This is a genomic window from Acetobacter sp. DsW_54, assembly GCF_002153575.1.
Lineage (GTDB): Bacteria > Pseudomonadota > Alphaproteobacteria > Acetobacterales > Acetobacteraceae > Acetobacter > Acetobacter fabarum.
This window is the reverse complement of the sequence record NZ_JOPD01000007.1, coordinates 1-23,437: the sequence shown is the minus strand read 5'-3', so window position 1 is coordinate 23,437 and position 23,437 is coordinate 1. Positions and strand designations below refer to the sequence as shown.

Annotated in this window: 22 protein-coding genes; 12 read left to right on the top strand and 10 right to left on the bottom strand. The window is 59.8% G+C overall.

Translation table 11 applies throughout. The features are described from left to right. Positions 1-41: 41 nt before the first annotated feature. Together HK20_RS04200 and HK20_RS04195 are read right to left on the bottom strand one after the other, a co-directional pair. Positions 42-1,979 carry a ribonucleoside-diphosphate reductase subunit alpha gene (locus HK20_RS04200; RefSeq protein WP_086646045.1) on the bottom strand — a complete coding sequence of 646 codons (1,938 nt, stop codon included), beginning with the start codon at positions 1,977-1,979 and terminating at the stop codon, positions 42-44. A gap of 191 nt (positions 1,980-2,170) precedes the next feature. Further along, positions 2,171-3,151 carry a Gfo/Idh/MocA family protein gene (locus HK20_RS04195; RefSeq protein WP_086645842.1) on the bottom strand — a complete coding sequence of 327 codons (981 nt, stop codon included), beginning with the start codon at positions 3,149-3,151 and terminating at the stop codon, positions 2,171-2,173. Positions 3,152-3,416: 265 nt separating this feature from the next. Between HK20_RS04195 and secD the strand changes: the two genes are divergently transcribed. Together secD and secF are read left to right on the top strand one after the other, a co-directional pair. Next, a complete protein-coding gene (secD, locus tag HK20_RS04190) occupies positions 3,417-4,976 on the top strand; it encodes a protein translocase subunit SecD (RefSeq protein WP_086645841.1) in 1,560 nt (519 codons plus the stop codon). 17 nt (positions 4,977-4,993) lie between these two features. After that, a complete protein-coding gene (gene secF, locus HK20_RS04185; RefSeq protein ID WP_086645840.1) occupies positions 4,994-5,941 on the top strand; it encodes a protein translocase subunit SecF in 948 nt (315 codons plus the stop codon). A 67-nt stretch (positions 5,942-6,008) separates the two neighbouring features. Here the strand turns inward: secF and HK20_RS04180 are convergent, their stop codons facing one another. Continuing rightward, positions 6,009-6,407: a hypothetical protein gene (locus tag HK20_RS04180; protein WP_086645839.1), complete on the bottom strand. Its 399-nt coding sequence runs from the start codon at positions 6,405-6,407 to the stop codon at positions 6,009-6,011. An 87-nt stretch (positions 6,408-6,494) separates the two neighbouring features. Then, positions 6,495-6,986: a large conductance mechanosensitive channel protein MscL gene (gene mscL / locus HK20_RS04175; protein WP_086645838.1), complete on the bottom strand. Its 492-nt coding sequence runs from the start codon at positions 6,984-6,986 to the stop codon at positions 6,495-6,497. A gap of 302 nt (positions 6,987-7,288) precedes the next feature. On the opposite strand from mscL, the gene rpmE reads away from it, so the two are divergent. The 3 genes from rpmE (at position 7,289) to HK20_RS04160 (ending at position 9,037) form a co-directional block, all read left to right on the top strand. Next, positions 7,289-7,519 (top strand): 50S ribosomal protein L31, encoded by a 231-nt coding sequence (gene rpmE, locus HK20_RS04170; protein ID WP_086638545.1) that lies wholly within the window; start codon positions 7,289-7,291, stop codon positions 7,517-7,519. Between the two features lie 174 nt (positions 7,520-7,693). After that, complete coding sequence (locus HK20_RS04165; protein ID WP_233129073.1) at positions 7,694-8,242, top strand: Hsp20 family protein; 549 nt, start codon at positions 7,694-7,696, stop codon at positions 8,240-8,242. A 204-nt stretch (positions 8,243-8,446) separates the two neighbouring features. Then, positions 8,447-9,037, top strand: a complete 591-nt coding sequence (locus HK20_RS04160) for a DUF1013 domain-containing protein (protein WP_086645837.1) — start codon at positions 8,447-8,449, stop codon at positions 9,035-9,037. A gap of 60 nt (positions 9,038-9,097) precedes the next feature. Here the strand turns inward: HK20_RS04160 and HK20_RS04155 are convergent, their stop codons facing one another. Then, on the bottom strand, positions 9,098-9,262 hold the full coding sequence (locus HK20_RS04155) for a YdcH family protein (RefSeq protein ID WP_086646044.1): 165 nt from the start codon (positions 9,260-9,262) through the stop codon (positions 9,098-9,100). Positions 9,263-9,492: 230 nt separating this feature from the next. Here HK20_RS04155 and HK20_RS04150 point away from each other — a divergent pair, with 230 nt between their 5' ends. Genes HK20_RS04150 through HK20_RS04140 form a run of 3 tightly spaced genes read left to right on the top strand, consistent with a single transcriptional unit; the run spans position 9,493 to position 11,483 of the window. Then, positions 9,493-9,699: a YdcH family protein gene (locus HK20_RS04150; protein WP_025824960.1), complete on the top strand. Its 207-nt coding sequence runs from the start codon at positions 9,493-9,495 to the stop codon at positions 9,697-9,699. A gap of 45 nt (positions 9,700-9,744) precedes the next feature. Continuing rightward, positions 9,745-10,296 (top strand): 5-(carboxyamino)imidazole ribonucleotide mutase, encoded by a 552-nt coding sequence (purE, locus tag HK20_RS04145; RefSeq protein ID WP_255375210.1) that lies wholly within the window; start codon positions 9,745-9,747, stop codon positions 10,294-10,296. Then, positions 10,293-11,483 carry a 5-(carboxyamino)imidazole ribonucleotide synthase gene (locus HK20_RS04140; RefSeq protein ID WP_086645836.1) on the top strand — a complete coding sequence of 397 codons (1,191 nt, stop codon included), beginning with the start codon at positions 10,293-10,295 and terminating at the stop codon, positions 11,481-11,483. Before purE ends, HK20_RS04140 begins: the two co-directional genes overlap by 4 nt. A 15-nt stretch (positions 11,484-11,498) precedes the next feature. On the opposite strand, the gene HK20_RS04135 is transcribed toward HK20_RS04140, so the two are convergent. Beyond that, the gene (locus tag HK20_RS04135; protein WP_158093031.1) at positions 11,499-12,212 is read right to left on the bottom strand and encodes a RadC family protein; all 714 of its coding nucleotides are present in this window, start codon (positions 12,210-12,212) and stop codon (positions 11,499-11,501) included. Beyond that, the gene (locus HK20_RS04130; protein ID WP_158093030.1) at positions 12,209-12,913 is read right to left on the bottom strand and encodes a JAB domain-containing protein; all 705 of its coding nucleotides are present in this window, start codon (positions 12,911-12,913) and stop codon (positions 12,209-12,211) included. Before HK20_RS04130 ends, HK20_RS04135 begins: the two co-directional genes overlap by 4 nt. A 102-nt stretch (positions 12,914-13,015) precedes the next feature. Here HK20_RS04130 and HK20_RS04125 point away from each other — a divergent pair, with 102 nt between their 5' ends. The 4 genes from HK20_RS04125 (at position 13,016) to HK20_RS04110 (ending at position 19,151) form a co-directional block, all read left to right on the top strand. Next, the gene (locus HK20_RS04125) at positions 13,016-15,241 is read left to right on the top strand and encodes an ATP-dependent helicase (RefSeq protein ID WP_086645834.1); all 2,226 of its coding nucleotides are present in this window, start codon (positions 13,016-13,018) and stop codon (positions 15,239-15,241) included. Next, positions 15,241-16,155: a 50S ribosomal protein L11 methyltransferase gene (locus HK20_RS04120; protein ID WP_086645833.1), complete on the top strand. Its 915-nt coding sequence runs from the start codon at positions 15,241-15,243 to the stop codon at positions 16,153-16,155. The genes HK20_RS04125 and HK20_RS04120 overlap by 1 nt, the downstream gene beginning before the upstream one ends. Positions 16,156-16,239: 84 nt before the next feature. Continuing rightward, positions 16,240-18,021, top strand: a complete 1,782-nt coding sequence (locus HK20_RS04115; RefSeq protein ID WP_086646041.1) for an aminopeptidase P family protein — start codon at positions 16,240-16,242, stop codon at positions 18,019-18,021. Between the two features lie 98 nt (positions 18,022-18,119). Next, positions 18,120-19,151 (top strand): isocitrate/isopropylmalate dehydrogenase family protein, encoded by a 1,032-nt coding sequence (locus tag HK20_RS04110; protein WP_086645832.1) that lies wholly within the window; start codon positions 18,120-18,122, stop codon positions 19,149-19,151. Between the two features lie 80 nt (positions 19,152-19,231). Here HK20_RS04110 and HK20_RS04105 read toward each other — a convergent pair whose 3' ends face one another. The 3 genes from HK20_RS04105 to HK20_RS04095 form a co-directional block, all read right to left on the bottom strand. Then, positions 19,232-21,151 carry an FUSC family protein gene (locus HK20_RS04105; RefSeq protein ID WP_233129072.1) on the bottom strand — a complete coding sequence of 640 codons (1,920 nt, stop codon included), beginning with the start codon at positions 21,149-21,151 and terminating at the stop codon, positions 19,232-19,234. Between the two features lie 115 nt (positions 21,152-21,266). Continuing rightward, positions 21,267-22,172, bottom strand: coding sequence for a LysR family transcriptional regulator (locus HK20_RS04100; protein WP_086645831.1), 906 nt, complete (start codon positions 22,170-22,172; stop codon positions 21,267-21,269). Between the two features lie 15 nt (positions 22,173-22,187). Continuing rightward, the coding region (locus tag HK20_RS04095) for a peptide chain release factor 3 (protein WP_143296447.1) at positions 22,188-23,437 on the bottom strand (1,250 nt) is incomplete at its 5' end.

Genomic DNA, 23,437 nt, shown 5'->3' with positions numbered 1-23,437 from the left:
CTCTCGACTTTTTTACAAAACTGATGCGGACCAGCCTGCCCTTACTGGCAGGCCAGGCATTCGTCATAATTGTTGCCACCGGCGGCCTGCTCTGCGGCGGCCTGTTCGGCAACACCTGCCCCCAGCACCTCGGACTTGGCGAGCACGTTGCTCACCGTATCCGCCCGCTGGATGGACAGGCTGCGGCAGTAGTAGAGGGACTTCAGCCCCTTCTTCCATGCCTGAAAATGAATCTGGTTGAGATCGCGCTTATGCACGTCCGCAGGCAGGAACAGGTTGACCGACTGCGCCTGGCAGATAAAGGGCTGCCGGTCGGCCGCATGTTCCACCACCCAGCGCTGGTCCAGCTCGAACGCGGTTTTAAACACGTCCTTTTCCTGCTGGGTCAAAAAGTCCAGATGCTGCACGCTGCCTTTGCTGGTGGTAATGGAGGACCACACCTCCGGCGTGTCCTGCCCTTTTTCCACCAGCAGCTTCAGCAGGTGCCGGTTGCGTACCGTAAAGGAGCCGGAAAGGGTTTTCTGCAAGAACACATTGGCGGCAATGGGCTCAATACCCGGGCTAGCATTCCCCGCAATGATGGAAATGGACGCCGTGGGCGCAATAGCCATCTTGTTGGAAAAACGTTCCTTGATCCCGTATTCCTCGGCATCGGGGCAAGGGCCACGCAGCTCGGCCAGATGGCGGGAGGCGGCATCCGCCTGCGCGCGAATGTGCTTGAATATCTTGCGGTTCCAGACCTTGGCGATCACGCTTTCAAACGGCACGTTCTTGGCCTGGAGGAAGGAGTGGAACCCCATAACCCCCAGCCCTACGGAACGCTCACGCATGGCGGCGTATTTGGCCCGCTCCATGTCCTCTGGCGCACGGTCGATGAAATCCTGCAGAACATTGTCGAGGAAGATCATCACATCCTCGATGAACTGGGGATTATCCGACCATTCATCCCATGTCTCAAGGTTGAGGGAGGACAGGCAGCACACTGCCGTACGTGCCTTGCCGTGATGGTCTATGCCCGTTGGCAGCGTAATTTCGGAGCACAGGTTGGAGGTCTTGACTTCCAGCCCCGCGAGTTTGTGGTGCTCGGGGCGGGCGTTGTTCACATGGTCGGAGTAAACAATATAAGGCTCGCCCTGTTCCATGCGTGCGGTCAGGATACGAATCCACAACCCACGCGCTGAAATCTTGCGGATAACCGAGTTATCCTTGGGGGAGAGCAGCGCCCATTCGTCATCCGCTTCCACCGCGCGCATGAATGCGTCAGAGACCAGAATACCGTGGTGGAGGTTAAGCGCCTTGCGGTTGGGGTCCCCCCCTGTGGGGCGGCGGAGTTCTATGAACTCCTCAATCTCGGGGTGCCAGACCGGCAGATAGACCGCAGCCGACCCACGACGCAAAGACCCCTGAGAAATAGCCAGTGTCAGGCTGTCCATCACGCGGATGAAGGGAATAACCCCCGAGGTTTTGCCGTTGCGGCCCACGTTCTCGCCAATGGAGCGCAGGTTGCCCCAGTAGGAGCCAATGCCCCCACCCTTGCTGGCCAGCCACACATTTTCGTTCCACAGATCGACAATGCCTTTGAGGCTGTCATTGGCTTCGTTCAGAAAGCACGAAATAGGCAGACCGCGCGTTGTGCCACCATTGGACAGCACCGGGGTTGCGGGCATGAACCAGTGGCGGCTGATATAGTCGTAAATACGCTGGGCATGCTCCGCATCCGCCCCGTAATAGGACGCCACACGCCCGAACAGGTCCTGATAGCTCTCATCAGGCAGCAGGTAGCGGTTATCAAGCGTGGCTTTGCCAAAGGGGGTCAGCAGCGCATCGCGCGAGCGGTCAACACGCACCTGATGGTGCCCGGGGAGCTGCACCATATCCTGCATCTGTTCAGCGCCGAACAGGTCCGGTTCTTCAGCCGAGCCTGATACTCCTGAATGGGAACGACGAACGTCATTCTCATGCACGTCAATCAGACTCATGGCGCTTACTCTCCGGTTTTTGCGAACGATCATGTTGGTATGTGGCTGATGCGGCCGCATACACCATATATCGCGCTTCTTACCCTACTTTGCCCCCATATCTAGGATTTTTTTTGCCCGGAATGCGTGATTTTAGACTTGCTTATCCAAAAAATGGCTGATTCTTCCCGCTTCCTCAAAGGTGTCTTTTTTCAGCCTCCCCGGATCAGCCCGGACTGCTCCATAAGACTGCGCGAGGAGGTGATTCCATCTGCCACCGCCAAAGCCGCCGCCAGAGCGCGCCGTCCGGCCACCGCGTCCACCACAACAGGCGCTCCCTGCACGCACGACGCCACAAAAGCCTGATGCTCCGCGAACAGCGAATCATGTTCAGCCCAGCTTATGCCCTCACGCCGGAATCCACCGGTGCCCGGCAGGGGCAGCCCCCGCTCGCGCCCGATCATGCTTAGCTCACGTTTCACAAAATCAGCCGACAGATACCCTTCCTCGGAAAAAAGGCGCATCCGCCGCTCGGTCTTGAGCGATATGCGGCTTGCGGTAATGCTGGCCACGCACCCGTTTTCAAACCGCACCCGCGCATTCGCAATATCCTCATGCGCGGAACTGACCGCAGCCCCCAGTGCATCCACCTGTGCAATCGGGCTGTCCACAAGGGCCAGAACCAGGTCCAGATCATGGATCATCAGGTCCAGAATAACCGACACGTCTGTTCCGCGCGGTTTGTATGGGGCAATGCGCGTGGCCTCTATATAGAGCGGGCGGGTTATGCGCGCGCTTATGGCGGCGTGCTCGGCGGAATAACGCAGCAAATGCCCAACCTGGCAGACCAGCCCGCTCTGCTGCGCCAGCGTTACCAGCATGTCTGCCTGTTCCAGCGTAGCCGCTACCGGTTTTTCCACCAGCACATGCCGCCCTGCCCGCAGGGCCTGCACGGCCAGCTCAAAATGAAACTCTGCCGGGGCTGCCACCACCACCGCATCGGACTGGGCTAGCAGGCTATCCACATCCGCCATAACCGGGCACCCGGCCTCGCGCGCGACCAGCTGGGCGCGGGCGGGGTCAGGGTCAAACAGGCCGGACAGGCTCTCCCCCGGCACATCACGTATTTTCAGGGCGTGGTACCGTCCAAAATGCCCTGCCCCAATAACCCCTACGCGCAGCGTTGTGCTCATGTGTTACAGCCCCTGCCTGATCTGGCCTGTGTTTTGGTTCCCCCCAAGGGGTAGCAGCCCCACCCCCGAATGCAAACAAGCCCCGCCCCTGACCGTGCGCTACCTGCCATGCCCACCCACCCCATTTACGGCTGGGTGATGCGCCTGAGCCACGCAGAATGAGCGAAAAAGCAAAGCATTCCCCCCATAAGCACGCGAACGGGTTGCATCTGTCAGGGTTGAGCGGCATGTTCCGGGCAGCAAAACTGCAAGCGATCAGGTAAGAATGTATTACAGCCGCCTCAAACTGGCCTCGGTACTGGGCGTATGCCTTTTAGGCCTGCTGCTGTGCCTGCCCAATGGCATGCGCAAGCCGCTCCCTTCCATACCATGGCGACAGATCCACCTTGGACTGGATCTGCGGGGTGGTTCCTACCTGCTCATGCAGGTGGATCTGCAAAGCCTGACCCATGACAGGTTGCAAACCCTCTCGGAAAACACGCGTGATGCGCTGCTGAACGCGCATCTGGGCTACCAGAACATTGCGGTGGATGCCGCCAAAGGCACCATCTCGTTCATGCCGCGCTCCGCCGCGGAAACCGAGGCAGACATAGCGGCCCTGAACGCCCTGCCCCGTGCAGTGCCCAACGAGTTCAGCGTCAGCAAGCGTGAAGATGGCAGCATAGCTCTTGTTCTGGCTCCCGAATCCATTCGCACCCGTGCGCGTGAAGCCGTAACCCAGTCCATTGAGATCGTGCGCCGCCGCATTGACGGAACGGGGGCTGTTGACCCCGAAATTACCCGTCAGGGTGATGACCGCATTGTTGTGGAACTGCCCGGCATTAGTGACCCTGAGCGGATCAAGGCACTGCTGGGCACCACGGCCAAGATGAGCTTCCATCTGGTCGATGCCAACCCGCTGCACGCAACCTACCCGCCGCAGGGTGTCAGCCTTTTGCCAATGGCCGACCCGGCTGAGGGTGGCCCCCTCCCCGTTTTTGACCATGTGGATGTTGATGGCTCGGACCTGACCAACGCCGGCGCGGTCATTGACCAGCAGAGCGGCAAATGGGCAGTCAGCTTCTCTTTCGATTCGATAGGCACGCATGCTTTTGCTGCTGTTTCGCAGGCCAATGTTGGTAAGCGATTCGCCATTGTGCTGGATAACAAGATTATCGAAGCACCCGTGATCATGAGCCCCATAACAGGCGGCAATGGCCAGATTACCGGCGGGTTTGATGCACAAAAGGCAACCGACCTTGCCCTTATGCTGCGCGCAGGCGCCCTGCCCGCCCCGTTGAGCGTTATTGAGCAGCGCTCCATTGGTCCATCACTGGGGGCGGATTCCATTCGCGCGGGCATGATCAGCCTTGGTGTCGGCTTTATTATGGTCGTGGTCTTTATGGTGCTGTTCTACGGCCGTTTTGGCTGGTACGCGGACTTTGCCCTGCTGGCCAACCTTGTGCTCATGGTGGCCATTCTCTCGCTCTTTGAGGCAACACTCACCCTGCCCGGCATGGCGGGCATGCTGCTCACACTGGGTATGGCGGTGGACGCCAACATTCTGATCAACGAACGCATACGCGAGGAAATTGCCCGCGGGCGCACCCCGCTGGCAGCCATGCAGACAGGGTTTGAAAAAGCGACCTCCACCATTATCGACAGTAACGCCACGGCCCTGCTGGCCCATGTGATGCTGTTTGTTTTTGGCACAGGTCCGGTCCGTGGGTTTGCACTCACCATTACCATTGGCATTGTGACCACCCTGTTCACCACCCTGCTACTCTCCCGCATGCTCATGGCCCGCTGGTACGCGCGTACGCGCCCCACCAGCCTGCCTGTTTGAAGAACGAGGCGCTACTTATGTTCGGACGTCCTCTCCTGCGTTTTGTCCGCAAGGATACGCACATCAACTTCATGCGCGGCCGCTTCATGGGGCTGATTGTCTCGGCCGTGCTTTCGATCGCATCGCTTGTTCTGTTCTTCCATCCCGGCCTTACGCTGGGCCTGGATTTTCGGGGGGGGATTGTGGTGGAAGCCCAGACCCCCGGCCCGGCTGATTTTGCCAAAATCCGCGCAGCTCTGGCCGAGCATGGGGTATCGCACGCCTCCTTCCAGTCCTTCGGGGCTGCCAATGATGTTCTGATCCGGCTGGATGCTGGTTCCGAGCAGGATACGCAGGCCATTGTGGACAAGGTGCGCCACACCGTGGCCGAATCCCTGCCCGGCACCACCATCCTGCGAGCCGATGCGGTCGGGGCTTCGGTTTCGGCCGAGCTGTTCCGCAACGGCATGCTGGCTCTGGCTCTCAGCCTTGCCATGATTCTGGGTTACATCTGGTTCCGCTTCGAGTGGGAGTTCGCCCTGAGTGCGGTGATCACACTCGTACTCGACCTGACCAAGACCGTGGGCTTTCTGGTCCTGACCGGCTTTGAGTTCGATCTGGTTATGGTTGCAGCAATCCTGACCATTCTGGGCTACTCCACCAACGACAAGGTGGTGGTTTATGACCGTGTGCGTGAGAACCTGCGCAAATACCGCACCATGCCGCTGATCGACCTGATCAACCTTTCGATCAACGAAACACTCAACCGCACGCTGGGCACGTCCTCCACGGTCTTTCTGGCATCCCTGCCGCTGGCCCTGTGGGGAGGCGCCACGTTGTCCGGTTTTGCGTGGACCATGCTGTTTGGCATTGTTGTTGGCACGTCCTCCTCCATCTTTATCGCAGCACCTCTGCTGCTGTTCATGGGGGAAGGTCGCCTCAAGCGCGGCGCCAAAAGTGGCAAGGCTACGGCCCCATCGGCCTGAAGCCCCACCACAATTACGACTGACACAAAAAAACGGAGCAGTCAGACTGCTCCGTTTTTTTTACGCCTTAATGGCGGGAGAGTGGAACGGGCACACCATTGGGTAACACCAGCATGCTGTTCCCTAATGGGGCAGGTTCATCAATGGTTGCCAGAAAAGCCTCCACCTTAAGCCCTGCCACCTTGAGCGTATTGCTGCCCGGATGGTCCCGAAAAACCAGAATGGCGGCCAGCGCCTCCCGGTCGGCGGTAACGATCTGTACAATCTGCGGCAGGCTCAGGCCGCCACTCATCAACTGCCCGCGCGCCATACCATTGGCTATGGCGTAACTATACAGCAACGTGCTGGGCGTTTGCTCCACCTTGAGCTGATACGGCACACTCTGGCACCCCGCCACGCCAACAAGGGCAAGCAGGGCGGCAAACGGAGGCGCTTTATAAAAAAAGCGGAATACAGAGGGCTTCATGGTTGAGAGCCTACTCCATATTCCGCCTGTCGAAAACACAGTGCTTGCCGTGGGCATACGCCACAGCGCCTGCCCACGGCCCAGCCTTTAGCCCTGCGGCGTGGTCTGCTGCGTGTTGCGCGCGGCAAGTTCATCGCGGATCTGGGTCAGCAGGATTTCCGTCTGGGTTGGTGCGGGCGGTGCTGCGGGCTTGGCTTCCTCACGCACATGCAGGCGGGTCAGGGCTTTGACCATCCAGAAAATGGCCATAGCTACGATCAGGAACTGGATAACAGCGTTCACGAACAGGCCGAGGTTAAGCGTAACCGCGCCAGCTTTTTGCGCAGCGTCCAGCGTTGCTTCATGCGGGCCTTTAAGGGTGACAAACAGGTTGGAAAAATCAATCCCGCCGACCAGCAGACCAATAACGGGGTTGAACACATCCTTGACCAGGCTGTTCACAATCCCTGTAAACGCCGCACCAATGACCACACCAACAGCCAGATCAACCACATTGCCGCGCATGATGAAGGAGCGGAACTCGCCCACCCAGCCCGGTGTACGCACGTGGGCCTTAAGATCAGTTTTAAGATCAACCATAAATTCGGTGTCCTGTTTAAAAGGTTTTCTGCAAAGATACTGTTCTGTATCCGTGTGGCTAGCTATTTCTCAAGCGTTATTATTGGAATAACCAAAAATCTTTGCCATATCTGCCCCCGCCACGCCGTTATTGGTGCAGACTATTCAGGACGTTACCCCGCATCGGGCTGTGGCCTTAACGCCAGTTGCAGGCAAAAGGTGCATAATCAACGGTTGATCCTGCTGCCGCATACCGTTATATGCACGGCAATTCGGCCCGGTCGGTATCGGGCCTTCGTCTGCTGTAAAGAAAGACCTGTCCCATGAAGTCCGGCATTCACCCCGAATACCACGAAATCACCGTCATCATGACCGACGGCACGGAATACACCACCCGCTCCTGCTACGGCAAAGCCGGTGACACCATCCGTCTGGACATTGACACCAAGTCCCATCCGGCGTGGACCGGCGTGCAGCGCATCATGGACACCGGGGGCCAGGTCGCCAAGTTCAACAAGCGCTTTGCTGGGATCGGCACCCGTTCCAAAGGCTGATTTTTCTAGCCTTACCGTGTGCTTTTGGCCCCGCCCTCTTGAAAAAGGAGGCGGGGCTTTCCACGTTTGGAGCATGGCTGATGCCCCACGGGGGTTAGCCAGAAAGACCTGCCACACAGGCCGCCTTATGGGGCCTGCTGCACGGCAGAACCTTGCTGAACGAGGAGGTTCCACATGACTTACGATTTTGCACCCCTATTCCGTACCGCCATCGGCTTTGACCGGCTGGCACAGGTAATGGACACCGCAGCCCGCAGCACGGGCACCCCCAGCTACCCCCCCTATGACATTGCCAAGACCGGGAGCGACAGTTACGCCCTGACCATGGCCGTAGCAGGCTTTGCCCCGGATGATATTGAACTGCTGGTGCAGGACAGCACGCTTGTTGTCTCCGGCCGGGTCAGCGCCCCACAGGACGAGGGTGAAGTGCTGCACCGCGGTATTGCCCGCCGCGCCTTTGAACGCCGCTTTGCACTGGCGGACCATGTTGAGGTTACAGGGGCGGATATGAATAACGGTCTGCTCCGCATCAGTGTACGCCAGATTGTGCCAGAAGCGCTCAAGCCACGGCGTATTCCTGTTAATGCAGGCCAGACGGAAGGGCCACATGGCGTGGCTAAGGTGCCCACACCACCTCAACAGGCCCATACCCCCTTTGCGTCCACGTCCACGCTGGCAACACCTGCCTCCCCCCGAAACCAGAGCGTGCCAAACGCGGCCTGAACCCGCCTTGCAGCCCCAAAAGGGAGTGGAACTCCGGTTCCGCTCCCTTTTGTTGTATTTTTGCAGCTTGACCTGAACGGGCTGCTCCCTCCATATCGGGGGCATAGATGCGCGTCGGCAGGCACGCAGGCTTCGGAAGAGGTTCCAGGCCGTCAATTTACCGGTGCCTGCGTGAGCGCCGCCCGACGACAGGATAGAAGCCAAATGACGACCTTACCCTTGATGCCAAAAGCAACCGCTGTGTGGCTGATCGAAAAGACCGCGCTCAGCTTTGAACAGATTGCCGCTTTTTGTGGGATGCACCCGCTGGAAGTGCAGGCCATTGCCGATGGTGAAGTCGCTCAGGGCATTGTTGGCTACGACCCCGTTGCCAACCACCAGCTTGCACTTGAAGAAATCCGCCGTTGCGAAGCAACACCTACGGCGCGGCTTAAAATTCTGGCCACCAACAACCCCGTGCGCCGCCGCTCCAAGGGTGCGCGTTACACACCGGTTGCCAAGCGCCATGACCGTCCGGATGGTATTGCCTTCCTGCTGCGCAACTACCCGCAACTGAGCGAACAGCAGATTGTAAAACTGCTTGGCACCACCAAGGACACCATTGCCAAGGTGCGCGACAAGCAACACTGGAACACACCCAACATCAAACCGCGTGACCCGGTGACCGTTGGCCTGTGCAGCCAGACAGACCTGAACGCAGCCGTAGCCGACGCCAATGCCCGGCTTGAGCGCGAAGGGGCGGAAATTCCCGTACCTGCACTGGATGCAGGCGACCTTGATTTTTCTGCTGAATAAAATCCTGCCGGATTTATCTGCCGCTTTTACATATGCGGCAGATAAATCCACACTGCGTTTTTAGCCCGCCAGCCGTTCAATTTCTTCCTTGATCCTGAGCTTTTGCAGCTTCAGGCACATCAGAACGCGCTCATCCGGTCTGGGCCTGCCCCCTTCGGAAGCAATCTTCTGGTCAATATGGGAATGGCGGTGTTTGAGAGACTCTATCCTTGCTAGGCGCGCCATGGCTGCCTCCATTCGGTTAGTGACTCTTTTACGCTAGCGTACAGACGGCCAGAAATTTCATGTTAATTTCATATTCCACTGCATACCGATATGCGCTGTGCACATGGAACTTTTTCCCGTTTGCGCAAGCTGGCCGCGCAATGCATGGTTGGTAAAGAGCGCCATAAATGCGACAACGGAGTAATCCGATTGAATGCACGAGTCAGATGCACACAGGGAGAACCAGCGCCATGATGCAAGACCGCGAGTCACTACTGGGGCAGCTTCTTGAGCTGCGAAGCGAGCATCGTGATCTGGATACGGTCATCAACAGAATGACCAATGAGACAACCTTTATCGACCAGTTGTACCTTCAGCGGCTGAAAAAACGGAAATTACTGCTCAAAGACCGCATAACACGGGTTGAAAGCCAGCTGATACCCGACAATATTGCCTGACTTTGCAACAGGACCAGCATTAGCAAGACCGGATACCCTACCCCTGTGAACACAACAGCCCCCCAGACCACCACCTCCCACGCAGCAGATAACAGCGCAGCGGCCGCGCCCCCCAAGGTTGGCATTATCATGGGCAGCCAGTCAGACTGGGAAACCATGCGCCATGCCGATGCCATTCTGAACACGCTGGAAATCCCGCACGAAACCCGCATTGTCTCTGCCCACCGTACACCGGACCGGCTGGCGGAATACGCCCGTACGGCGGCGGATCGGGGGTTGTCTGTTATTATCGCCGGGGCTGGGGGCGCCGCCCACCTGCCCGGCATGTGCGCGGCATGGACCCGCCTGCCCGTGCTGGGTGTGCCAGTGGAATCCCGCGCACTCAAGGGCATGGACAGCCTGCTCTCCATTGTGCAGATGCCCGGTGGCGTGCCCGTTGGCACACTGGCCATTGGCTCGGCCGGGGCCAAGAACGCAGCTTTGCTGGCGGCCTCCATTCTGGCCCTGCAAAACCCCGAACTGGCCGCACGGCTGGAAGCTTGGCGCGCGGTACAGACCGCATCGGTTGCCGATACACCCGTGACAGAAAACGAATGACCCATACACACGCAGCTCTGGCCCCCAATGCCGTTATTGGCATTGTGGGTGGGGGGCAGCTTGGCCGCATGTCTGCTGTTGCAGCCTCCCGACTGGGCTATAAAACGCATATTCTTACTCAGGACGCACATGGCCCGGCCGCACAGGTTTGCAGCGCCATAACCCTTGGTGCGTATGATGACCCCGCAGCACTGGACGCTTTTGCCAAAGCGGTTGATGTGGTCACCTTCGAGTTTGAAAACATTAGTGCCGATGCACTGGACAGGCTGAGCAGGCACTGCCCTGTGCGCCCGTCGGGCAATATCCTGCGCATCAGCCAGGACCGGCTGGCGGAAAAAACCTTTCTGGCAGAAGCCGGGGTACCACTGGCACCGTGGCATGCGGTAACGGACCACGCCTCCCTGCACGCAGCGGCAGACCGGCTGGGCTTTCCGCTTATCCTCAAAACCACCCGCAACGGGTATGATGGCAAGGGCCAGCGCCGTGTGCAAAGTGCTGCGGAACTGGATGAAGCCTTTGCTGCACTCGCTCCGCACCCGCTGGTGGCCGAAGGCATGGTCGATTTTGCCTGCGAACTGAGCGTTATGGTCGCCCGCGGCACAGATGGCACAACCCGGTGCTTTGACACGGTTCTCAACCACCACTGGCACGGCATTCTGGACCTGACACTCGCCCCGGCCCCCGTGCCCGAAAGCGTTGCGGCAGAAGCCGGCCGGCTGGCCGCCCTTATTGCCGAGCGGTTTGATCTGGTTGGCATTATGGGCGTGGAGATGTTCCTTGTGCGCGATGGCTCACTCATGGTGAACGAGGTCGCACCTCGCCCCCATAATTCGGGCCACTGGACTATGGATGCCTGCGCGCAGGACCAGTTTGACATGCACATCCGCGCAGTTGCGGGCCTGCCCCTGCCCCACGCCACCCGCCATTCGGATGCGGTGATGAAAAACCTTGTAGGCCCCGAAGATATGGCCCTGTGGCCCGCCATTTTGGCTAATCCGGGCCACATTCCGCATCTGTACGGCAAAAAAGAGGCCCGTGAAGGGCGCAAGATGGGGCATGTGAATATTCTGTTCCCCTACGGCGCACTCCCCGGGGACTGGGGCATACAGGCGGCTCTTGGCCCGCTGGCAACCAAATGTGCCTCCCCCCCCACCTGCGGACGAAGACTGAACACCCCCACGGCCTGAGCAGAAGAGGCGCGGCTACAGCAGCCCTGCCTCTTTCATGCTCAGGACCCGCTCCCGGCCTACAATCAGGTGGTCCGCCACGTGCAGCCCCACAACGCGGGCGGCGGCAATGATCTGCGCGGTCATGCTCATATCCTCGGCAGAGGGCATAACATCGCCGCTTGGGTGGTTGTGCACCAGCACAAAACCACGCGCCCGCAAAGCCAGTGCGCGCCTGACAATCTCACGCGGGTAAACGGGAGCATGGTCCACCGTACCGCGCCCCATAACCTCCTCCCCCACAAGCCGATTGGCTGCATCAAGGAACACTACGCGCATCTGCTCGGTTTTTTCATGCGCCATAAGGGCAGACAGATACGCATTCAGAGCCGGGCGTTCGAGCAGCACACTCCCCTGCTGCAAACGCGCACGGTGCAGGCGGAACGCACTCTCACGCGCAAGAATTAACAACACGCGCGCAGCTTCGGGGAGCAGGCTTACACTCCCCTCGTGCTGTGCTGCTGCCGCCAGCACGGCAGAGAGGGTTGCGTATTCCCCCATCAAAGATTCAGCCTGCTCAATGGCCTGCGCTTGGGCCATACCTGCCGCCCCAAGCAATGCGGCAAGGCATTGCCTGTCATCCGGCCCTACGGCTTTAGCCTGAGGCAGCCCCGGCACCAGCCCTTCTGGCGGCCTTGTTAAAAAAGCCATGCCATCGGCCATGCCCGGTGGGGTGTGAGGGCTGCTCACCAGTCTGCTGCCATCTGGCGTGCACTTGCCCATGCACTCGTCCCAACCACCATATGGTCATGCACACTCACCGCAAGCAAAGGCGCAGCTTTGCGCAGGCTCGCAACAAAAGGCGTGCAATTCTGGAGCAGGGTTTGCACGTCCTGCCCCGGTTCGGCCAGATACACGCTCACAACCGCACTCGCCTGCACCTCCAGCGCGCGTTGCAGAACATGGGCCACAGCCTGCTGCACACGCTCTGCTTCGGCTTTTGCGGTTGGCATGGCCCATGCCAGTTGCTCGTCCGCCAGTAGGGTATTGCGGCTATCCAGCAGCAGCATGCGCATCTGCGGCCGCTCCGCCGCGCGCAAAACCGTGTTGCAATACAGTAAAAGACTGTCCCAATCGCCCAGATAGGCACGGTTACTGCCGCCATCGCGCACCAGACAGGCTGCCACATCCGGCAATTGTGCGCACAAAGCTGCGGCACCGCGTGGCGCCCCCGCCCCCTGCAACACCGCAGGCGCGGAATCGAGCACAGCGGAAAAAGACCCGAACTGGTTGATCAAGCTTTTGGCCAAGGGTTTGGTATCGCGCCGGGGGACGCCGTAAAACAGCAGCATTTCCAGCAATTCGTAATCAGCCAGCCCGCCCGCACCGTGGGCCAGCACCCGCTGACGCATACGTTTGCGATGCCCCACAGGCCCGGTTGATGCAAACACGCTCCTCCCTTCCTGAACGGAAGAAGCCGGGGGCGGTGGCATCTTTGTTTTCGCCATCCTATTGCTCCGATTGGCCTGAGGCGGACATCACTATATAAGAGAATGGTGACGACATTCGAGCCCCCTTCTCACCCCACCTCCGATGCTGCTCCGCAGAGCGGTTCCTCCTACCTTGCGCGCCTGAACCCGGAGCAACGCGCGGCCATTGAGACAACAGATGGCCCGCTACTGGTTCTGGCTGGTGCAGGAACCGGCAAAACCCGTGTGCTAACCACACGTTTTGCCCATATCCTGCTGACCGAGCGCGCAAAGCCGTGGCAGATACTGGCGGTAACCTTTACCAACAAGGCCGCGCGGGAAATGCGCGAGCGTGTTGCCCTGCTCCTTGGCGCGCCGGCAGAGGGGCTGTGGCTTGGCACCTTCCATGCCCTGTGCGCACGCATGCTGCGCCGCCATGCGGAATATGTGGGGCTGACCCAGAGCTTTACCATTCTGGACACGGACGACCAGCTCCGCCTGCTCAAACAGGTTATGGAACCCTGGCAGATTGACACCAAACGCTGGCCCGCACCCGGCCTGCTTGGGGTTATCCAGCGCTGGAAGGACCGGGGGTTAACACCTGCGCGTGTCACCCCGTCCGAAGATACGGACTTTGCCAATCATCACGCCCGCGCCATTTACGAGGCTTATCAGGCCCGCCTGATACAGCTCAACGCCTGCGACTTTGGCGACCTGATGCTCCACGTGACCGAAATCCTGCGGACCCGCCCCGATGTGCTGGCCCAGTACCACCGGCTGTTCCGCTATATTCTGGTCGATGAGTATCAGGATACCAACACCGTGCAGTATCTGTGGCTGCGCCTGCTGGCCAAACAGGCCGATGGCACGGCCAATATCTGCTGCGTGGGGGATGATGACCAGTCCATCTACTCCTGGCGTGGTGCGGAAGTTGAAAACATCCTGCGGTTTGAAAAAGATTTTCCCGGCGCAAAAATTGTCCGGCTGGAACGGAACTACCGCTCGACCCGCCACATTCTGGGTGCCGCCGCGGGGCTGATCGCCCATAACGGGGAACGGCTGGGCAAAACCCTGCGCTCGGGGCGGGATGACCCCTCGGATGGGGAAAAAGTGCTGGTCACCAGCGTATGGGATTCAGACGCCGAGGCCCGCAGCGTGTGCGACATAGCCGAGCGCCTGCACCACAAGGGACAGTCTCTGGCGGAAATGGCCATTCTGGTCCGTGCCGGGTTCCAGACCCGTGCATTTGAGGAGCGGCTTGTACAGACCGGCCTGCCCTACCGCATTGTTGGTGGTGTGCGCTTTTACGAGCGGGCCGAAATCCGCGATGCACTGGCCTATATGCGCGTGGTCAGCCAACCGGCGGATGATCTGGCGTTCGAGCGAATCATCAACGTGCCCAAGCGCGGCGTTGGCCCGGCCAGCCTGCAAAAACTGCGCGAGGCGGCCCGCTTTGCCAATACTCCGGTGAGTGTTGCAACCCAGACCATGCTCGAAACCGGCCAGCTCAAGGGCAAAATGGCCGACCAGTTGCGCACACTCACCAATGCCCTGAACACCACGCGGGATATTCTGGGCCGCGAAGGCCACGTGCTGGCCGTTGAACACCTGCTGGAAGAGAGCGGCTACCTTGAAATGTGGCGCCTTGACCGCTCGCCCGAAGCCCCCGGGCGGCTGGAAAACCTGAAGGAACTTGTGCGCGCTCTGGCCGATTTTGGCACGCTGGGCGAGTTTTTGGAGCATGTCTCCCTTGTCATGGAGACGGACGAAAAAGCGCAGGATTCCAAACTCTCGATCATGACACTCCACGGAGCCAAAGGGCTGGAGTTTGATACGGTGTTCCTCCCCGGTTGGGAGGAAGGGGTTTTTCCCTCCCAGCGCACGCTGGATGAAGGCGGGCTTAAAGGGCTGGAGGAGGAGCGGCGTCTGGCCTATGTGGGCATTACCCGTGCACGCAAACAGGCCATGATCTTCCATGCCGGGAGCCGGCGCATTTACGCCAACTGGCAGCCTTCCATGCCCAGCCGCTTTCTGGATGAACTGCCAGAGGAGCACATCAGCCGCAAAAACGAAGGCGGCTCCGCCCGCCGCGGTCTGTTTGCCGAACAGAGCCTGTTTGACAGCGGCCCCGTTGTGGCCCGCCGCAAACGCCCGCCCGAAGCGGAACCAGCCTTTGAGCTGGGGCAGCAGGTCCGCCACCCCCGTTTTGGTGTGGGCATCGTTATTGCGGCTGACCGCAACCATCTGGAAATCGCGTTTGAAGACGCGGGCACAAAACGACTTCTTTCCTCCTTTATCGAGAAACTATAATGGCCCCCATACCCCGCCGCCACGCTACAAGCTTGGAAACCATTTCTGTCACCGTACCCGAAGCTGCGGTGGAAGCTTACGAAAACGCCATTGGCAGCGTCTGTACCACGGTTGGTATTTTTGAGGCCAACCCCGAAGGCACTCAGTGGCGGGTTGAGGGCGTAAAAGACACGGGCCACCGTGAGGACGAACTGACACTGGCCCTTATGCTGGCCGAACTGACCAGTGGCGTATCCGCCCCGCTGGAACGCGCGGCAACCGAAGCCGAAGGCTGGCTTGCCCGCACTTATGAGGCTTTTCCTGAACAGAAGGTGGGCAAACGCTTTGTGGTGCGCGGCACCCATCTGCCCGATGCCCCCGAGGCAACCCGCATTGTGCTCACGCTGGATGCAGGCGTGGCTTTTGGCTCGGGCGAGCATGGTTCCACCCGTGGCTGCCTGCGCGCACTGGAACGCATTGCCCACCGCCACCCCCGCCGTATTCTGGACCTTGGCTGTGGTACGGGTATTCTGGCCATGGCCGCAGCAGCCCTTTTGCACCAGAAGGTGCTGGCGGTGGATATTGAGCCGTGGTCGGTCCGTGTTTCCGCCCAGAATGCGCGGCGTAACCGGCTGAACCGTGCCCTTACCTGCCGCCTTGGCAATGGCTGGCAAACGCCCGCCATCCGCAAGAACGCACCGTATGATCTGGTTTTTGCCAATATTCTGGCCCGCCCGCTGTGCCTTATGGCCAAGGATCTGGCACAGGCACTGGCCCCCGGCGGCACGGTTATTCTGGCAGGCCTGCTGCAAACGCAAATCCGCATGGTGCTGGCGGCCCACCGCAGGCAGGGGCTGGTGCTTGAGCAGGTCCTGACCGAAGGAGACTGGGCAACCCTGATCCTGCGCCGCCCCGGCGGTTCTTGCCCCGCCTGATCTTTTGCCACACCTTTGCGCAGGGCAGCCTATGCTTGGGCTACCCTGCGCCAGACCTTAGCCCCAAATCTGCGGAGTAGTACCTTGGCTTCCTTATCCATGAGCAGACTCACCTCGCTACGTGCCGTATTGCGCCAGAACGGGCTGGATGGCGTGATTATTCCACATGGTGATGAGTTTCTGGGGGAGTACACCCCGGCCTGCGCTCAGCGGCTGGCATGGATAAGCGGTTTTACCGGCAGCGCAGGCACAGCCATTGTGCTGGCAGACAAGGCCGCCGTTTTTTCCGATGGTCGTTACATCACACAAATGGACCAGCAGGTAGACGGCGCGTGCTGGGAGCGTGTGCATGGCGGGCAGGTGCCCCCCGCCACATGGCTGGCCGCCAACGCCCGGCCCGATGCCAGCATTGGCTACGACCCACGCATTATGAGTGCCGCGGAACTGGCCCCCTACCTGCAACATGAGCAGCTTTGCCTTACCCCCACCGCGCATAATCTGGTGGATGCACTCTGGCAGGACCGCCCTGCCCTGCCCGCTGGCCCCGCTTTTATACACCCCCTGCGTTATGCGGGTGAAAGTTCGGCCAGCAAACGCGAGCGCATTGCGCACGACCTGCGCCATCTGGGGCAGGATGCCGCCGTGCTGAGCGATTCAGCCTCCATTGCCTGGCTGCTCAATATCCGTGGGGCAGATATTCCCTGCACCCCCGTTGTGCTGGCTTTTGCCATTATTCATGCCGATGCAAGTGTTGACCTGATTATCCAGCCCGACAAAATTCCCGCAGACGTGCGCGCATGGCTGGGGGCGGACGTGCGTATCCATGCGCCCGCAGAGCTGGAGCAGGTGCTGGCCTCATTGGCCGGGCGCACCGTGGGGGTGGACCCGGCAAGCAATGCCGTGTGGTTTACACAAATACTGGGCCGCCATAACGCAACCGTTGCCACCACGCCCGACCCGTGCCTGTTGCCCAAAGCCTGCAAAAACCCGGTTGAGCAGCAGGGCATGCGCGCAGCCCACCTGCGCGATGGCGTGGCCTTGTGCCGCTTTTTGCACTGGATGGACACCCACGCCACCACCACAACCGAACTGGATGCCGCCAAACAGCTCGCCACATTCCGGCGGGCTGCGGCAGACTATGTGGAGGACTCGTTTACGGCCATTTCAGGCACGGGGCCAAACGGGGCCATTATCCACTACAGCGTAACCCCGCAGAGCAACCGCGCCATAGCCGCCAATGACGTTTACCTGATCGACAGCGGTGGCCAGTACCCCGATGGCACAACCGATGTCACCCGCACGCTCTGGTGTGGCCCCAACACACCCCCGCCAGCGCTAAAAGCCGCGTTTACCCGCGTGCTCAAGGGCAACCTGCGCCTTGGCCATGCGCGCTTCCCCACGGGTACAAAAGGCCATGCGCTGGATGCACTGGCACGGTACGACCTGTGGCAGGCCGGGCTGGATTTTGACCACGGGACCGGCCATGGCGTTGGCAGCTTTTTATCGGTGCATGAAGGACCTGCACGTATTTCCAAGGCTGTTTCCGCCATTGCGTTGCAGGCGGGCATGGTCCTGTCCAACGAGCCGGGTTTTTACCTGCCCGGTGCTTACGGTATCCGGCTGGAAACCCTTGTTCTGGTCCGCCCGGCCGAAGTTGCAGACTCCACGCGGTCTTTTCTGGAGTTTGAAACCCTGACCCTGGCCCCGTTTGACCGGAAACTGATCGACCTCTCCCTTATGGGGGAAGCAGATACCGCCCTGCTGGATAGCTACCATGCAGAAATCTTGCACCAGATTGGCCCGCACCTGCCCGCAGATGCAAAAAATTGGCTGCAAACAGCCTGTGCGCCTCTCAACAAGGCGTGATAGCAGGCTCTAGCCACCAATGGTCACGTAAATGGGAATCGCCTGAGCGCCCAAAGAGGCGCAGAACAGGCACCGAAGTTGAAAGGGAGCTTCTCAGAATGACAGCACATAGCAAGACCATTCCCGCCACACTTATTCCCGGTGATGGCATTGGCCCTGAAATTGTTGAATCGGTTATAGAAATTCTGGACGCGGTTGACGCCCCGTTTGTATGGGACCGTCAGCTGGCCGGCATGGCTGGTGTAGATGCGGTTAACGACCCACTGCCCAAGCAGACCATTGAGAGCATCCGCCGTACGGGCCTTGCCCTTAAAGGCCCGCTGACCACACCAGTTGGTGGTGGCTTCAAGTCCATCAATGTGACACTCCGGCAGGAATTCGGCCTGTTCGCCAACCTGCGCCCCACCAAGACCATTGTCCCCGGTGGCCGGTTTGAGGACATTGACCTCGTTCTCTTCCGTGAGAACCTGGAAGGCTATTATGCCGCCATGGAGCACTACATTCCCGTCGGTGAAGACCCCAAGGGTATTGCTCTGAGCTCCGGCTTTACCTCCCGCGCGGAATGCCGCCGGATTGTCAAATACGCCTTTGATTATGCCGTAAAAAACAACCGCAAGACGGTTACAATCGTGCATAAGGCCAACATCCTCAAGCTGCTGACCGGCCTCTTCCTTGAAGAAGGGCGCAAGGTTGCCGAGGAATACAAAGGCCGCATCGCCTTTAACGAACGGATTGTAGACGCCTGCGCCATGCAGCTCGTCATCAACCCATGGCAGTTTGATGTGGTTGTGACCACCAACCTGTTCGGGGACATCCTGTCCGACCTGACCGCTGGTCTGGTGGGTGGTCTGGGCATGGCACCGGGCGCGAATATTGGCGAAAAAGCCGCCGTGTTTGAAGCCGTCCATGGCTCTGCACCCGACATTGCTGGCAAAGGCATTGCCAACCCGCTGGCACTGCTGCTGGCTGCGGTTATGATGCTGCGCCATGTTGGCCACGACAAGCAGGCTGACCGGATTGATGCCGCGATCAAAAAAGTGATCACCGAAGGCGGCGTCCGCACCAAGGATCTGGGCGGCAATGCTACATCCAAGGAACTGACGGCAGCCCTCAAGCAGGGGCTGGCTTAAGTTACAGGCCACCTCCTCCGCCACGGGCAGGCCCGGTAGCGGAGGGTGACCACAAGGGGGTGCTCCGGCATCCCCTTTTTTTATGGCAGTTCCATAGGCTGCGCGCAGGCCAGAAGCTGGAGACTGAGCAAAGCGTGGTCAAATATTTCCTGCTGCTGGGGGGGCATCTGCGCGACCTGCCTGCCAAGCCAGCGGGCGGTTATGGCTGCCTGCCGGGTTACCACCACACCATCATCCTGCTCCCAGTGCCGCAGAAAAGCCCGGAACGCCTGTTGCACATTGCGTGGCGTGGTGGGGGCCAGAGCAAGCTCGCGCAGCAGAATAACATGCATTCCGCTCACCATGCCCGAGAACTGCTGGCGGGCAAATGCTTTGCGCTGCGGCAGGGCAATACCCTGAGCATTACGCACAATCCGCACCAGACTATCCGCATTGCCCGACAACCACTGATAAACCGAAACCCGGTTATTGGCAGAGGCCAGCTCCCGCAGTTGCCTGCTGGTCCAACGTGCCGTGCGCTGCATGTGGGAATCGGGGCGGAACGGCAGAACCGTGCGGTACGTCCACCCCGCCACCAGCACAGCCCCCAAAAATGCCAGTGCGGTATTGAGGAACGAAACCTCATCATACCGCCCCTGATTATTCGGCCCCATAAGAACAGGCAGAAACATGTTGAACGAAAACGCATAGCCCGCCGTAGCCGGGTTGCGCGCGGCAAGCCCGCCAATAACCATGGGCACCATAAGCAGCAGTACCAGCAGTTCGGGCGTGCTGAGCGCGGGCAGCACCAGCGTTACGTAAATCCCGGCGACAAGCACACACCACACAGCCCCCCGAAAGAACGGAGCCGAAGCCACAACCGGGTTTTCCCGCGTGGCCAGCAGGCCGTACACAAGTGCCAGCAACGACATAAAAGTTGGCCCTGCGGGCCATGCCGTGACCTCCCACAGCAACCAGCCAACCAGAATACCCGCACAGGCGCGAACACCGTTTTCCACCGCTTCCAGCGTATGCCTGCGCGACCGGATACGAAAACGGAAATGGTCCCCCCGCCGGTGGGTCAGGCAGGCCTGCACGTGCTCGTCAATACTGCGCTCATCCTTGCAGATGGATGTTGGCACCTTGCTGGCAGGCAGTAGCTTAAGGGTCGCCAGCCCTTCTGCCCGGGCCAGCATAACCAGCAGCCCCGCCAGTGCAGCACGGGCATGGTCGGCCATATGGCCATACCCCCCGGCTTCCAGCGCATCGTATTCAATACGACTGCCTGCGGCTGTCAGTTCGCCCAGCAGTGGGCTCTGGTCCAGTTCGGTTGTCGGGTGCCCTTCTACCAGACAGGTCACGCGCTTGCGCACCAGCGCCTGTGCGCTTTCCAGCCGGGTTTTAAGCCGGGCGCGCGCATGAGCCTGCAAGCCGGGCATAAACAGCAGGGCCAGCAGGGCTTCGCACACCACACCCAGCACAATATACGTGCCGCGCGCCATGGCGATGTCAAACACCTGATCAGGCTGCATAATGGCCCCGGTGGCCACAATGGCGGAGGTAAAGCCGGTCAGGACCAAGCCGTAGGCTTTATACCCTTCCAAAAACGTGGCCATGCCACAGCACAGGCCAATCCAGCAGGCCAGCACGCCAAAAAACAGGGCAGGACTTTGCGGAAAAGCGGCAATAAGCCCCACCGCCACACAACAGCCCAGAATTGTACCCGCAATACGCCAACGCGCCTTGGATAAGCTCTCCCCACGGGAGGACTGCGCGACCACCCACACGGTCAGCGGTGCCCATTGGGGGCTGTCCAGCTCCATGGCCATGGCGATAACAAGGGACAACCCGGCAGCAAGCGCCGAGCGCACAGCAAAGGCGACATCCCCGTAGGATGGAGCAACAAGCCATTTAAGCTTGCCCGCCCATTGCGCGCTCAAGGCCTGCCACGCAGCCAGCAGCTGCATGCCCCCCCACCGATGGACAACGGGCATGCCTGCGTCTGGGTCCATATTGCTCATGGTGTGTTGTACTCAGCCAGCCGGAAAAACCGCACGATGTTCAGGTCGCCCGCATAAGTCCAAGCGTTTGTTCTGATCACATCATAAGCAGAATTTATGATGAACCCACAATCCGCTAAACGGTATAAATACTGTCCAGTTCCAAAGTGCTGGCAACATGCCACAGACGGGTGAGTAGCGCGGTAGAGTTAGGCTGATTCAGCCGAAGCACGCCAACATCTGGCGCTGGGGACGGGTCGAGCCTGCACACCTGCAATGGTGGCATAAGGCCCGTGCGTTCAGGCAAGGCGGATATGGGCATAATGCCCGCAACCTTGCCTGCCATGATTTCCGCGTGCAGCAGTTCCAGCACGTTGGTTTCCAGCATAACCTTCGGCACCACGCCAGCCTGTGCAAAACAGGCATCCACCAGTTGCCTGCTGTGCATGTTGCGGTTGAGCAGCCCCAGCGGCAGGATTGCCGCCTCTGCCCAGCCACACCTGTGCTCCGCCGGCAATGGAATGGAAGGGGCTGCAATAAGCACGTAATGCTCGGCGTACAGGCGCTGGACCTCAAACGGTCCATCCTTGGGCACCTGCTCCAGATACATTAACCCCAGCTGAATACGCTGCTCCCTGAGCTGATGCAGGATTTCCGCATTAGGGTAAACAGTAACCTCAACCCGCAGAGCGGGCACGGCGCTGCGAAAATGCTCCAGCAGCAGAGGCACAACCTGCACCCCCTGAGGCATAACACCAATGGAGACAAACCCGCCCGCCACATCCTGTGCAAAAGCGGCCTCCTGCCGCAGGCTGTCCAGATCCGCCAAGGTCTGGCGGGCCCAGATCAGCACACGCTGGCCTTCCTCCGTCAGCCCGAAAAACCGGCGGTTGCGGTTGATGATGGTAATGCCCAGCTCGTTTTCCAACTGCCTGATTGCAGAGGAAAGTGCGGGCTGGGACACCCCACACGCCTGTGCTGCGCGCGAAAAATGGCGGTGCTGGTCCAGCGCGATCAGGTAACTGAGTTGCCGCAAAAACACCTGTACGCGCGCCCCTTAGCCGATTTCGATCCCGATCTGCTTAATGTCGTGGAACTTGATGTCGGGGTTCTGTTCTTCTGTCCGGCGCATCATAAAGCCCGACGTTGCGAGAAAAACAGGGTCATCATCCAGATCATCCGCCATGGCAGAGCGGTTGGAGGCGGCAAATGCCTCAATTTTATCCCGCGGTCCGGTTATCCAGCGGGCAAGGGAGAATGGTGTGGAATCAAACCCGATGCCCACGCCGTATTCCGCCCGCAGCCGGGCCTGCAACACATCAAGCTGAAGTGTGCCCACCACACCCACAATGGGGGGCGCGCCATCCTGCGGCCTGAAGAGCTGCACGACCCCTTCCTCCGCCAGTTGCACCAGAGCCTGTTTGAGCTTTTTGGCCTTCATGGCGTCATCAAGGCGCACGCGGCGCAGGATTTCAGGGGCAAAATGGGGAACACCGGTAAAGCGGATGTCCTCCCCCTCGGTCAGTGTGTCACCAATACGCAGGGTGCCGTGGTTGGGAATGCCCACAACGTCGCCCGCAAAGGCTTCTTCCGCCAGATGCCGGTCCTGCGCAAAAAAGAACTGGGGCGTGTGCACGGCAAAGCTTTTGCCTGTGCGCGTGTGTTTGAGCCGCATACCCCGCGTTAAACGACCGGAGCATATGCGCGCAAAGGCAATGCGGTCACGGTGGTTGGGGTCCATGTTGGCCTGAATTTTGAATACCAGAGCCGTCATGCCCGGCTCATCCGCCGTGACTGTGCGGTTTTCTGCCGCCTGCGCACGGGGGGATGGACCAAAGGCCACAAGCGCGTCCAACAGGTCGGTTACGCCGATTTCCTTGATCGCACTCCCGAAAAACACGGGGGTCAGGTGCCCGGCATCAAACGAGGCACGGTCAAACTCCGGCAGGGCGGCCTCCGCCAGTTCCAGTTCCTCACGCATCTGCACCAGACGGGCATCGTCCTCCGCCAGCGGTGTGAGCGTGTTGAGCTTGCCATTCAGCAGGTCATACGTGCCAACAAACGTGGCCGCACGGCCAACCGGCCAGGTAGCCGGGCATGTATCGAGTGCTAGGGAGGAGGCAATTTCGTCCAGCAGGGCAAAGGGGTCCTGTGCCTCGCGGTCCATCTTGTTGATGAAGGTTACAATGGGAATATCGCGCAGGCGGCAGATTTCGAACAGCTTGCGTGTCCGGTCTTCTATCCCCTTGGCGGCGTCAATCACCATAACCGCCGAGTCAACGGCGGTGAGGGGCCGGGACGTATCTT

Coding starts and splice junctions, on each gene's coding strand:
- HK20_RS04200 (WP_086646045.1), bottom strand. CDS start 1,979: ATGAGTCTGATTGACGTGCATGAGAATGACGTTCGTCGTTCCCATTCA.
- HK20_RS04195 (WP_086645842.1), bottom strand. CDS start 3,151: ATGAGCACAACGCTGCGCGTAGGGGTTATTGGGGCAGGGCATTTTGGA.
- secD (WP_086645841.1), top strand. CDS start 3,417: ATGTATTACAGCCGCCTCAAACTGGCCTCGGTACTGGGCGTATGCCTT.
- secF (WP_086645840.1), top strand. CDS start 4,994: ATGTTCGGACGTCCTCTCCTGCGTTTTGTCCGCAAGGATACGCACATC.
- HK20_RS04180 (WP_086645839.1), bottom strand. CDS start 6,407: ATGAAGCCCTCTGTATTCCGCTTTTTTTATAAAGCGCCTCCGTTTGCC.
- mscL (WP_086645838.1), bottom strand. CDS start 6,986: ATGGTTGATCTTAAAACTGATCTTAAGGCCCACGTGCGTACACCGGGC.
- rpmE (WP_086638545.1), top strand. CDS start 7,289: ATGAAGTCCGGCATTCACCCCGAATACCACGAAATCACCGTCATCATG.
- HK20_RS04165 (WP_233129073.1), top strand. CDS start 7,694: ATGACTTACGATTTTGCACCCCTATTCCGTACCGCCATCGGCTTTGAC.
- HK20_RS04160 (WP_086645837.1), top strand. CDS start 8,447: ATGACGACCTTACCCTTGATGCCAAAAGCAACCGCTGTGTGGCTGATC.
- HK20_RS04155 (WP_086646044.1), bottom strand. CDS start 9,262: ATGGCGCGCCTAGCAAGGATAGAGTCTCTCAAACACCGCCATTCCCAT.
- HK20_RS04150 (WP_025824960.1), top strand. CDS start 9,493: ATGATGCAAGACCGCGAGTCACTACTGGGGCAGCTTCTTGAGCTGCGA.
- HK20_RS04140 (WP_086645836.1), top strand. CDS start 10,293: ATGACCCATACACACGCAGCTCTGGCCCCCAATGCCGTTATTGGCATT.
- HK20_RS04125 (WP_086645834.1), top strand. CDS start 13,016: ATGGTGACGACATTCGAGCCCCCTTCTCACCCCACCTCCGATGCTGCT.
- HK20_RS04120 (WP_086645833.1), top strand. CDS start 15,241: ATGGCCCCCATACCCCGCCGCCACGCTACAAGCTTGGAAACCATTTCT.
- HK20_RS04110 (WP_086645832.1), top strand. CDS start 18,120: ATGACAGCACATAGCAAGACCATTCCCGCCACACTTATTCCCGGTGAT.
- HK20_RS04105 (WP_233129072.1), bottom strand. CDS start 21,151: ATGAGCAATATGGACCCAGACGCAGGCATGCCCGTTGTCCATCGGTGG.